Origin of the sequence: Brevundimonas sp. P7753, from assembly GCF_013386595.1 — a bacterium.
In the GTDB taxonomy this organism is placed as follows: Bacteria; Pseudomonadota; Alphaproteobacteria; order Caulobacterales; family Caulobacteraceae; genus Brevundimonas; species Brevundimonas bullata.
This window is the reverse complement of the sequence record NZ_JACARP010000010.1, coordinates 1-11,973: the sequence shown is the minus strand read 5'-3', so window position 1 is coordinate 11,973 and position 11,973 is coordinate 1. Positions and strand designations below refer to the sequence as shown.

8 protein-coding genes and 2 pseudogenes are annotated in these 11,973 nt (G+C 62.9%); 5 read left to right on the top strand and 5 right to left on the bottom strand.

Annotated features, from left to right (window positions below):
- Window positions 1-121 precede the first annotated feature (121 nt).
- The 5 genes and pseudogenes from HX774_RS02420 to HX774_RS02400 form a co-directional block, all read right to left on the bottom strand.
- Window positions 122-2,410, bottom strand: coding sequence for an ATP-binding protein (locus tag HX774_RS02420; protein ID WP_178823916.1), 2,289 nt, complete (start codon window positions 2,408-2,410; stop codon window positions 122-124).
- Window positions 2,411-2,417: 7 nt separating this feature from the next.
- The gene (locus HX774_RS02415; protein ID WP_178823914.1) at window positions 2,418-4,850 is read right to left on the bottom strand and encodes an AAA family ATPase; all 2,433 of its coding nucleotides are present in this window, start codon (window positions 4,848-4,850) and stop codon (window positions 2,418-2,420) included.
- Between the two features lie 479 nt (window positions 4,851-5,329).
- Window positions 5,330-7,702: a heavy metal translocating P-type ATPase gene (locus tag HX774_RS02410; RefSeq protein WP_178823912.1), complete on the bottom strand. Its 2,373-nt coding sequence runs from the start codon at window positions 7,700-7,702 to the stop codon at window positions 5,330-5,332.
- A gap of 68 nt (window positions 7,703-7,770) precedes the next feature.
- The gene (locus tag HX774_RS02405; RefSeq protein WP_218650224.1) at window positions 7,771-8,151 is read right to left on the bottom strand and encodes a copper resistance CopC family protein; all 381 of its coding nucleotides are present in this window, start codon (window positions 8,149-8,151) and stop codon (window positions 7,771-7,773) included.
- A gap of 146 nt (window positions 8,152-8,297) precedes the next feature.
- Window positions 8,298-8,396: pseudogene (locus HX774_RS02400) on the bottom strand (IS6 family transposase); the annotation flags it as partial.
- Between the two features lie 183 nt (window positions 8,397-8,579).
- Between HX774_RS02400 and HX774_RS02395 the strand changes: the two are divergent.
- The 5 genes and pseudogenes from HX774_RS02395 to HX774_RS02375 form a co-directional block, all read left to right on the top strand.
- Window positions 8,580-9,010: pseudogene (locus HX774_RS02395) on the top strand (IS5 family transposase); the annotation flags it as partial.
- A gap of 98 nt (window positions 9,011-9,108) precedes the next feature.
- A complete protein-coding gene (locus tag HX774_RS02390; protein ID WP_138141849.1) occupies window positions 9,109-9,447 on the top strand; it encodes a transposase in 339 nt (112 codons plus the stop codon).
- A complete protein-coding gene (gene tnpB / locus HX774_RS02385) occupies window positions 9,444-9,791 on the top strand; it encodes an IS66 family insertion sequence element accessory protein TnpB (RefSeq protein ID WP_178823910.1) in 348 nt (115 codons plus the stop codon). The genes HX774_RS02390 and tnpB overlap by 4 nt, the downstream gene beginning before the upstream one ends.
- A 79-nt stretch (window positions 9,792-9,870) precedes the next feature.
- Window positions 9,871-11,580, top strand: coding sequence for an IS66 family transposase (locus tag HX774_RS02380; protein WP_114818816.1), 1,710 nt, complete (start codon window positions 9,871-9,873; stop codon window positions 11,578-11,580).
- A complete protein-coding gene (locus tag HX774_RS02375; protein ID WP_114818814.1) occupies window positions 11,580-11,945 on the top strand; it encodes a hypothetical protein in 366 nt (121 codons plus the stop codon). Before HX774_RS02380 ends, HX774_RS02375 begins: the two co-directional genes overlap by 1 nt.
- Window positions 11,946-11,973: the final 28 nt, after the last annotated feature.

The following is an 11,973-nucleotide window of genomic DNA, read 5'->3' as shown; positions in this document are numbered from 1 at the left end:
AGAGCCGTCCACAGCATCAGCAGCGGACTTTGGGTTCGTTGGAAGAACCTGACATTGGTTGTTCAACAGGAGTACGGGCGGACGTAATCGACCCATTTCGGGCTAATGCGGCGCTCAAACATTAACAACTGACGGGCCTCAAGAGCGGCATGAACAGGTCGATCAAGTCGCTATCCTCGAAGGGGTTCTTGTCGTCCCGCTTCTCGATAAAGGCCGGGGCCTCGGCGCTTTCGGCCTTGTCAGCAACTTCGTTTTTGCGCTCGTTGATGGCATCGGCCGCCCTTGCGATCTGCGTCTTCGGAACGCCCGCCCGGGGCGCCAACCGGGTCAAGGTATCAAGATACTCGTCGAGGGTACTCTCGGAATCCATGTCCGAGGCGCGTTGGTAAATCTCGGCGAACTCGTCCGCGATCAGCTGGTTCATGGCAGTGCAGATATCGGGTCCGAGATGGGCTTGGTTTTCCTCGATGGCGTCCGACATCTTCTCGATATCGTCGGAGGAAACGCCGGACTTCAGCATCCTGAGCAGCCCAGCTTCGATCAGCTGGGCTAACTCCTCGGCCGCGGGGAATTCGTCGAAATAGTCGCCGTCGCGCAACTGCCTGATCAGCTCGATTGCCGGCTCGCTGTCGCGCCATGAATCCCAACCGTCTGGAGGCGAGCTTGCCAGAGCGAGCGCGGCTGCGATCAGCCTCGGCTCCTTGCAATGGTTCCACCAATCCAAGATCAGCTTGAGGCGGCTGGCATTTGAGCCGTCGGCTATAACCATGCTGCGCGGGTCGGCTTTGTGGCGCTTCCAGGTCGGCCAGTTTTGGAAGGCCTCCGCAACACCGACGAAAGACGCCGCCAGCTCTGGATTGAGCGAGCCCAAGGTGACGCCGCGCTGACCCTGCCGCCAGACGGCGTCAGCCCAGTCCGACCGGCGCGAGGTGCCGGCGAACTCACGCAGCAGAACCTGGTCGTCGAGGTATTCGGTCAGATAATCCCGGAAGGACGGGTTGATGAAGGAGAGTTGATCGCCACTGATGGCGATGAAGCCGCCCTCCAAAATGCGAACCGCTTCTTCGAAATCCTTCGGATCCCGCGGCAGGCCGTAGCGATTGCAGAGTGCCTGGTGGAGTGCGTCATAGGAGACGCGGGCGTCGTCGATGTCATCGCCATATTGGGAGCAGAAGAAGAGCGCGAAGAGCAGGTGCCGACAACGATCGTCGATATGGGTGCGGAAGGCGGTGTCCCAAAGACCCTTGGGATTTCGCAGGCCTTCTAGGAAGGCGTCGGGATAGTCGGCCGCAGAAAGTGCGCCGATATGGAAACGGTCGGTCATCCATTCGATGACGCGCGGATTGTAGTTCTTGTGATCGACGATGTCGGCGAGCTTGCCACTCTCGATCAACGCCCGGATATGCTCGGGCGGGGTCTCGGCGACGAGCAAATGGTTGTAGAGGATGCGGGCGCGGATGCGTCGCGTGTATATGCCGACGTCAAGTATGTACTTGGAGACGTCGAGCCTTTGGTCGGCGAGATATTCCGAGACACGCCTCGCCTCTTCCAGGATGTAGGCGCGGGTCGTCAGAATGAAACGCGCGTTCGCGCTACTCCTCACCCGCTTGATGAAGCGGGCTAGGTCACTGTCCTTCATCGACAAGGCATGCTTATCGAGCGCCACCCGGCCGAGGAAGTCGTCGAAGAGAAAAACCTGCTGCTTCGCGTCGTCGAGCGAGGCGAAGCCGTCATCGAGGCTGCGGATCGGGACCAATTCCCAGCCTTCAGCAAGATAGGCGTAGGCAAGCATTTCGGCGAGCGTCGTCTTGCCGACGCCGCCGGGCCCGGAAACGATCAAGACATGCTGGTCTTCGAGCTTGGCGGCTGACTCCGAGAAGCTTGGGTTCTGGGCATAGACGCGGACTTTGGCGGCGATTTCATCGCGCGTGATCGCAGCGAAGGTGTGGGCGGCGGCATTGACGACACGGTCGAGAACGGCCGCGCTTGAGAGCCAAAGTTTGATGTGGGCTTTCTCGAGATCGGGATAGTCCCGCAGGAGGCCGTTCAGATCGTCAGGGCCGAAAATGTCGGCCTCGCTTTTGAGGCTCGACCCAATGATCGCGGCGAGATCACCCTTCACCTTGGGTGTGAGCTTGCGTGAAGTCGCCAGAAGGTAGCGCGCCGGCGCCACAGTATCGATCGAAGCGCGCTCGTCCTTCATGGCGGCCTTGAGCTGAGCAACGCTCGATCCCGCATAATGTTTGGCCTGCAGGATGACAGCCCCCTCGGCCGACGAGTGCCTTCCATCCATGCCACCATCGGGCCCGGCGCAAAATGCTTCGAAACGCAGATCGAGCAGGCGACCGATCAGATCGCGGGCGAGATCTTCGAAGTCGGCATCAGAGAGCGTCTTGAAATCATAACTCATCGCACGCTCATGCCGTTTCCGCCTCTGGCGCGGGCCCAGCTTCGGGCGAATCCTCAAGTGTTGGTGCCGCCCCAGGAGCAGACGCGTCAGTTTCGGGCACGGGTGCTGCCGCCGCAACTGGCGGTGGCGGCGCTGCCTGCTGAGGCTCGGCCGGATTGCAATGGGTGCGCAAATCCTTGAGATGGTCGACATCGACCTTTTCGAAGAGATGGATCAAGGCCCGGGTAGCGTCCCTGCTCTCCTCGACGGTCATCGACGACTGCGCGATCAGATCGTCGAGATTGTCGGAGTGCGACTCGACCTGGCTCAGCCTCTCGAGAGCGCGAAGACGATCGAGATCGATGCCATCGTGCCGATCCTCGATCGTCTTGAGCTTGTCGCTAACATTGCCGCTGCGCGGCACCTTGAAGGCGAGGAAGACCTCGAGCACTCGGCGCAGCACGTTCGGCATCATGAAAGCGTAGTCGGAATGGCCGACGCCCGCCTTCTCGAACTCGAGCACCTTCTGGAAGAGGTAGTGATATTCGGAATCGAACTCGCGCAACTGCTTCGGCAGCTCGATCAGGGTCGCGGTTCGCGCCGCCGCCCCTTCCGGCACGGCAACGTCGATGAAGAGCAACCTAGCGGTCGGTGACTTGCCAGGTTCGGCCCTCGCACGCCCTTTCCAAGCCTTCTTGAACTCGTTCATGCAGGGTTGGTTGTGGGTGAAGACAAAAAGCTGACCAACCTTGGCTAGGCGGTTGAGGAGCAGCGCACTGGCATAGTTCATCGCCTTGGTGTCGAGGCTCGAGACCGGGTCGTCGATGACGACGATAAGATCTTTGATCTTCCGGTCTTCTGACGAGAGGGTCGACAGAAAATAGCAGATGGCAATCGCCGTCTTCTCGCCCTCGCTCGGTGCGCCGCGGACAAGGGCACCATGGCGATGCAGCTCATAACCCTCAGCGACGGCGACGATCGTGAGCTCCCCATGCCCCAAATAGGATTTGACCAAGGCGTTGATCTTGTCGGCCGCCGGCCCGTGCTGCTGCACCTTGGCGCGCAGCGTGTTGATCTCAGCAGTCAGATTTTCGGCCGCCGCCTTGGCGTCGTCGGCCGTGGTCGTCGCCTCTTCGATGCCGGCGACATGGGCTTTGTAAGCCTTGGCGGTTTGGGCAACATAGTGCTTGCGGATGGCATCGCGCGCCTTCCTCTGATGGTCGTTGAAGCTGTCGACCATGGCGGCATGCTGGTCGCAGATTGCATTGACCGCCTGGCAGGCTTCCTCAAGCGCCTGCACTTGGTTTTGCATCTCGGCGAGCGGCGGGAGTATGACTGCCACCGGCGTCGTCGGCGTGGCTCCCCGCGCCTGCAGCGCCTGAAGGGCCGTGTCGAGCAGCGAGCGGCCGGCGGCTAGCACTGTCGACAAAGTCGCGGCAGCCGCTTCGAAAGGCGGCTGAAACTCCGCCGACAGCTGGGCAGCCGCCGGTACGGCCGCGATCGCAATGTCGAGCTGAGCGGATGTCTCCGCCCCGGCTTTGGCGGCTTCCTGCACCGAGCCGATGAAGTCACTGACCTTGTCGTCAAAGGCGCTGGCGAGGAGCGCCCGTCTCGCGGGCGACACCTCGTTCCCGCAATGGAGGCAGGAACTGAGGTCGTGCTCGGCATGATAGTCATGACCATGTTTGACCCACTGAACCATGGTCGGATGGGCGTCGAGCCCCTCGACCACAACGCTGCCGATTGATTTCGGGCAGAGGTCGGCTGCGGTCTCAAGACAAGCGAGTAAGCCGGCGAGAGGGACATCGACCGGTTTGACTTTGGCGGGGGCTTCTGAGCGCGCGCAGGTCGCTGTCGCAGCGTCGAGATCGCTATCGCTGAGGATATCCTGTTCCGAGGCACCGGCTTTGACGTCGGCGATAAACTGGGTTGCCTCGTAGCGTCGGGCCTGGCGCAGCCGCCCCGAAATCTCATTCGCTGTGGTCTTTTTGTATTCGCCGAAGGCCTTCTCGCGCTCGGCCTTGATCTTCGCGTCGCTGAGCGACAGCGCCAAGGCTGCAGGCAGTTTTCCTTCGCAGTCCTTGAGCTGCTCGGCGGCGTCGCCTTGGTCGGCGCCGATGGTGAAAATCGGGCTCGCATGGCCTTCAGCCCAACGGAGGTTCTCCTCGACGAAGTCGTGGTTGAAAACGCAGATGCGCTTTTCGAGTCCATTCAGAGATTTGGGACAAGAATATTTGACCCCATCCTCCATTTCGATCTCAAACGTGCAGTCGTCGGGCAGGCGCTGATGACGTGCGCCCTGCTGCAGCGAGGCAAAAATGCGGGAGAGCGTGCTCTTGCCGCAGCCATTGAAGCCATAAATGAGGTTGAAACGCATGAAGTCGACGCTTGGCGTCGAGGATTTGCGCTCAGCGAGAACGGTGGCCCCTTTGAGCTGGCGAATATTCTTGATGATCGCCACGGGTCCCCCTCCCGACTGTTCGGGCTATTTTCTTTTGAGCGTGAGCATGGACGGATATTATTCGGGACATTCGCAAGTTGCAAAGCGCAGCCTTGCAGAAGGCCGACGCGCGCCTTTGCGTGAAACAAACGGTTAGCGCGACCGGACGGACTTGAACCTACAAGACCCGCCCAGCTCTCTGGAGTCAGAACCGGACGCGGCGGACGCACTGGATTAGGTTCCAGCGCAGTGTCCCGGAGCAGACCTTCCCAAGGTCAGCGATGAGTCAGGTCCGGCTATTCGCCCTCCTGCTCTCCTTTGCGCATAAGGGCCATTCCAAGAAATCCTACAGTCAGTTCGAATACGGTTCGCTCCAGGCCACGGTCTCGATCATCTCATGCAGGCCGCGTCCTCCACGCAGAGTCTGGCTGAACGCCACCAGCACGCCCCTGCGCAACAGTTCAGTTCCGTCCCGCCATCGGACCTGGTTGTGCTCCTACTCACAGCCGCACGCGGTTGAGGCGCAGTGCGTTGGTCACGACGCTGACGGAAGACAGCGCCATCGCCGCCGCCGCGATCATTGGCGAGAGCAGGATGCCGAAAAAGGGATACAGAACCCCCGCCGCGATCGGCACTCCGGCGGCGTTGTAGATGAAGGCGAAGAACAGGTTCTGTCGGATATTCGACATCGTCGCCTTACTCAGTTCGCGAGCCCGGACGATCCCGTTCAGATCGCCTTTCAGAAGCGTCACGCCCGCGCTTTCCATGGCGACGTCGGTGCCCGGCCCCATCGCAATGCCGACGTCGGCTGTCGCCAGCGCAGGCGCATCATTGACCCCGTCGCCAGCCATGGCGACGATACGGCCTTCCTGTTTCAGCCGCGCGACGACAGCGGCCTTCTGATCGGGGAGCACATCAGCCTCGACGGCGTCGATGCCGAGTTGACGCGCGACCGCTTCGGCCGTGGTGCGGTTATCGCCCGTCAGCATCACCACGGTGATGCCATCGGCGCGCAAGGCGGTGAGCGCTTCGGCCGTGGTCGATTTGACCGGATCAGCAATGGCGAACACCCCTGCGACCATGCTGTCGATGCCCATGAAAATCGCGGTCGCCCCATCCGTGCGAAGTTGGTCGGCCTGCGTCGCAAGGGAAGAGGTGTCGATCCCGGCCTCTCCCAGAAAGCGGGCATTGCCCAGCGTGATGCGTCTGCCCTCAATCGTTCCCACCGCGCCCTTGCCCGTCGGCGAATCGAAGTCGCTGACGGAGGGGATTTCGATGTTGCGGTCCATCGCCGCGTTGACGATCGCCAACGCGAGGGGATGTTCGGACGCCCGTTCGACCCCGGCGGCGATGCGCAGCAGTTCTTCCTCCTCAAAACCCTCTGAGACGATAATCCGGGTGACGGCAGGCTTGCCCTCGGTCAGCGTCCCGGTCTTGTCGACGACCAGGGTGTCGACCTTCTCCATATGCTCCAGGGCTTCAGCGTTCTTGATGAGGACGCCGAGGCCGGCGCCTCTTCCTACGCCGACCATGATCGACATCGGTGTCGCCAGCCCCAGCGCGCAGGGGCAGGCGATGATCAGCACCGCCACCGCCGCGACCAGTCCGTGCGCCAGGCGGGGCTCCGGTCCCCATATGCCCCAGGCCACGAAGGCGATCACCGCGACCACCAACACCGCCGGCACGAACCATCCGGCGACCTGGTCAGCCATACGCTGGATCGGCGCTCGCGACCGTTGCGCTTCGGCGACCATCTGGACAATGCGGGCCAGCATGGTGTCACGGCCGATCTTGTCTGTGCGGATTACCAGCGCGCCGCTCTGGTTCATCGTCCCGCCGATCACCGTGTCGGCGACCGTCTTGGTGACCGGCATGGATTCGCCTGTCACCATCGATTCATCGAGCGCCGAGCGGCCTTCCTCGACGACACCATCGACCGGCACCTTTTCACCCGGCCGCACGCGCAGCCGGTCCCCGACCACAACCAGTTCGAGCGCGACTTCCTCTTCGCTGCCGTCATCGGCGATACGCCGCGCGGTTTTCGGTGCCAGGTTGAGCAGGGCCTTGATCGCGCCGGAGGTCCGCTCGCGCGCCCTCAGTTCGAGAACCTGCCCGAGCAGCACCAGGGTGGTGATCACGGCGGCAGCTTCGAAATAGACCGCAACCGACCCGTCCGAGGCCCGGAAGGCGGCCGGGAAGATGTCCGGCATCAAGGTCGCAATGACGCTGTAGCCCCAGGCCACTCCTGTCCCCATGGCGATCAGGGTGAACATGTTGAGATTGCGGGTCTTCAGCGACGCCCATGCGCGTTCGAAGAAAGGCCAGCCTGCCCAGAGCACGACCGGCGTCGCCAGGACGAACTGAATCCAGATCGACAGCTTCATGGGCACGAGATGATGCAGCGCGGGGAAGAGATGCGCGCCCATTTCAAGGACAAACACGGGAAGGGTCAGCACCAGTGCAACCCAGAACCGGCGCGACATGTCGGTCAGTTCGGCGCTGGGGCCAGCGCCTGCGGTCACCATCTCCGGTTCGAGCGCCATGCCGCAGATGGGGCAGGCCCCAGGGTGATCCTGTCGGATTTCCGGATGCATCGGGCAGGTCCAGATCGACCCCGCCGGGGCTTCCACAATCCGATCAACAGACGGACTCAGGTAATGTTCAGGATCGGCGACGAATTTTTCTCGGCAGCCTGCGCTGCAAAAATGGTGATCATGGCCGGCATGGGTGGCGTGGTGGGCCGTCTTCTGCGGATCGACGGTCATGCCGCAAACCGGATCGACGGCCGTGTCGGAGATTCCGTCCGGCCCGTGCTGTGCATGACTTGCGGACCCATGAGGTCCAGCAGATGCGTTGTGTTTCGACTCGGCCATGAGCCGCCCCTTTTCAATCGCAGGTCGAACCGGTGCCCGACCCGATGTCGGGCCGACAGTTGTTGATCCTAGTGAACCATGAAGCTGATGGAGCCGGACATCTTGTGCCCGTCCGGGGCTTCGGCGGTCCATACGGCAGTGTAGGCCCCCGGAGCGAGAAGTGGCAAGGCGACGCTGACAATCGCGGCGGCGGGCGCGGGCGGGGCTGCGACCACGATCGGCGCCTGGCCCTCGGCGGTGAGGGTGACGGTCTTAAGAATCATGGGGTGCGGGAAGGTCGCACTGAAGCGTTCCGGTGACCCATTCGTCATCGCGCCGTCGGCGGGCGTGGTGACGATGCCCGATGGAGCCAGGGTCGACTGCTGCATCCCGGCGTGGCCGGCGGGCGGGTCCTGGGCGGCGGCGGCTCCGGCGACCGTCAGAACGGCGGTGAGAACGAAAATACGCATAATGAGTCCAATATCCTCGATTAGAACCAGGCCTTGATCCCGACGATCAGGCGAACATCTTCGGCATCCTCGTCACGCGCCCTGGCGTAGTCGGGGTGCTGTCAGGATAACTAAGCGAAGTCGAAAGATCCCTACCCTGCTCATTTTCAGACCACGGCCGCCTCCCACGCGGCATTCGCTTCAGCGCGAAAGCAACGAAGTGTGGGTCTGCTGATCAAATGGCGCTGGAAGTTGAAGGTGTTGTAGGCTCAGGACCCATTGATTTGCGGCGTGCGATCTGATTCAGGCTCCTGAGGAGTCTGGATTATGAGCAATCTTTATTGGCTGACGGACGAGCAGATGGCTCGGCTGGAGCCCTATTTCCCTAGGCTCAGGACCCATTGATTTGCGGCGTGCGATCTGATTCAGGCTCCTGAGGAGTCTGGATTATGAGCAATCTTTATTGGCTGACGGACGAGCAGATGGCTCGGCTGGAGCCCTATTTCCCTAAGAGCCACGGCAAACCTCGGGTGGATGATAGGCGGGTGTTGAGCGGGATCATCTTCGTCAACCGCAACGGCCTGCGCTGGCGGGATGCGCCGGCAGCCTACGGGCCTCACAAGACGCTCTACAATCGCTGGAAGCGGTGGAGCGAGGCTGGCGTCTTCGTCCGGATGATGGAGGGCCTGTCTGGCGCACAGGCCGAACGCCGGACCGTCATGATCGATGCCACCTATCTAAAGGCGCACCGTACGGCTTCGAGCCTGCGGGTAAAAAAGGGGGCCTCGGGCGACTGATCGGACGGACCAAAGGCGGGATGAATACCAAGCTGCACGCCGTCACCGATGCGAATGGACGCCCCATCAGCCTGTTTGGTACCCCTCCGGTGAAGGCCGCCTTGTTCGGCTGAGCCCATCGGCGATCCTGGACTCTTAAGTGCGGTCTTAAGACCGGTCATAAGAGCAGGCGTGAGAGCGGATGAGCCAGATCACCCTCCTGACAGGTCCGGAGCGGCGACGTCGCTGGACGGATGAGGATAAGCGCCAGATCCTGGAGGAGGCTTTCGGGCCAGGCGGCAATGTCGTCGATGCAGCGCGCCGACATGATGTCTCGAGCGGGCTGATCTACACTTGGCGCGCCAAGGCGCGGGCATCGATGATCCCAGGCTTCGTCGAGGCGGTCATCGCCGAGGAGTCCGTGGTGACCGACGCCGGCGGGGGAGCGGTGATCCAGGTCGAGCTGGCTTCGGCGCGGGTGAGCATCAGCGGAACGGCGTCGCCGGTCCTGGTCGACGTGGTGCTGCGGGCCCTGCGATGATCCCGATGCGATCTGGCGTGCGGGTATGGCTCGCCACCGGCCATACGGACATGCGCAAAGGCATGCAGGGCCTGACCTTGCTCGTTCAGGAGCACCTCAAGCGCGATCCTCATGGCGGAGATCTCTACGTCTTCAGGGGGCGTGGCGGTGGCCTGGTGAAGATCGTCTGGCACGACGGCATCGGCCTGTCGCTCTACGCCAAGCGGCTGGAGCGAGGGCGTTTCATCTGGCCGGCGACCGAGGGCGGGGCCGTGTCGCTGACGATGGGCCAGCTCGGCTATTTGCTCGAAGGGATCGACTGGCGAAATCCCCAGCATAGCTGGCGTCCGACGAGGGCCGGCTGAGTGAAAAAAGATTGGCGAGACTGCATTTTGGGGCGCCACAAGCGACGCAAATTATGATTCAATTCTCGCCATGGAAGTCATGGCCGCCCCCGTTCCGGACGACGTCGCAGCGCTGAAAAGGGCGCTGGCGGCGGCCGAGCTGCGGGCCGACCAGGCTGAGGCAGGGGCTGTCCGAGCGGAAGAGAAAGCGACCCGAGCGGAAGAGAAAGCCGCCCTGGCCGTCGCCGAGGCGGCGGCCGCCAAGGCCGACCGCGCCGAGGACCAGGCGCTGATCGCCCACCTGCAACTGCAGATCGCCAAGCTGAAGCGTGAACGCTTCGGCGTCACGTCAGAGCGCAGCAGCCGGCTGCTGGACCAGCTCGAGCTGCAGCTGGAGGAACTGGAAGCCTCGGCGACCGAGGACGAACTGGCGGCCGAGAAAGCCGTCGCCCGCGCGACCACGACGGTGAAGGGGTTCGAGCGCAAGAAGCCTTCCCGCCAACCCTTCCCGGAACACCTGCCGCGCGAGCGGGTCGTGATCGAGGCGCCCACGGCCTGCGCCTGCTGCGGCGGGTCGCGCCTGTCGAAGCTGGGCGAGGACGTGACCGAGACGCTGGAAGTGATCCCGCGCCAGTGGAAGGTGATCCAGACCGTGCGGGAGAAGTTTTCCTGCCGCGACTGCGAGACCATGGCCCAGGCCCCGGCGCCCTTCCATGTCCTGCCGCGGGGTTGGGCCGGACCGAACCTTCTGGCCATGATCATGTTCGAGAAGTTCGGCCAGCATCAGCCGCTGAACCGCCAGGCCGAGCGCTACGCCCGCGAAGGCGTGCCGCTGAGCCTGTCCACCCTGGCCGATCAGGTCGGCGGCGTCACCGCATTGATGGCGCCGCTGTTCCACCGCCTCGAGATCCATGGCTTCGCCGCCGAGCGGTTGCATGCCGACGACACGACCGTGCCGATTCTGGCCAAGGGCAAGACCGACATCGGTCGGCTCTGGACCTATGTGCTGGACGACGCGCCGTTTGGCGGGACGGGGCCGCGGATCGCGCTTTTCTACTATTCGCGCGACCGCAAAGGCCTTCACCCCCAGGGCCACCTCAAGAACTGGAGCGGCGTGCTGCAGGCCGACGCCTATGGCGGCTACAACGAGCTCTACAAGCAGGGGCGGCCGCCCGGCCCTATCCTGGAGGCGGGCTGTTGGGCGCACGCCCGACGAAAGTTCTTCATTCTGGCCGATCTCGAGGCCGCCGCGCGTAAAAAGGCGCGCGGCGAGAAGCCCCAGGCCGTCTATCCCAAGGCCCTGGAAGCGGTGCGTTTGATTGACGCCCTGTTCGCCATCGAACGCGAGATCAACGGCAAGTCGCCGCTGGAACGTCTGGCTGTCCGCCAGGCGAAGAGCGCGCCGATTATCGCCGAGCTCGAAGTCTGGCTGCAGGAGACGCGCGCCCAGCTCACCCGCGACCACGACATCGTCAAGGCCGTCAACTATCTCACGCGGCGCTGGCCCTCCTTCACGCGTTTCCTCGAGGACGGCCGGGTCTGCCTGTCGAACAACGCCGCCGAACGCGCCCTCAGGGGCGTCGCTCTGGGTCGTAAGGCCTGGCTGTTCTGCGGCTCGGACCGGGGCGGGCAACGGGCCGCGGCCATGTACAGCTTCATCGTCAGCTGCAAGCTCAACGACGTCGACCCCCAGGCCTGGTTCGCCGACGTCCTGGCCCGCATCAACGATCTGCCGGCCAGTCGCCTCGATGAGCTGTTGCCGTGGAACTGGCGTCCCAAGGGCGTCAGCCTGGTCACGGCAGCGGTCTGATGGACGGTCCCCTTCCGCAAGAAAAGGCGCTCATCACCGCAGCCTGCCAACAGTTCATTGACGACGTACTGAAGCCGAGATTTCTTCGCGTCGTGCGCCCCACCGAGTTTAACTACCCGGTCGATATCCAGGGCAAATGGCACGGTGCCCGCTATCGCTTCATCCAGCGATATCGCTCTGGCTCAAGCGACAGTCTGGGAGCAGAGTTCGATGCCGCCTTCGTCCGTCTGGATTGGACTGGTCCCGACCGTTTCGACATCCAATGGCGTCGCCATACCGGATCCTGGATTCGCCTTTACCGTGGCAAGACGCTGGCCCAGGCCCTCAAGCAAATCGAGACCGACGAGATCCTGCAGCCGCTTTAGCTCGCCGCGGTCCTCACCGGATGGCTAC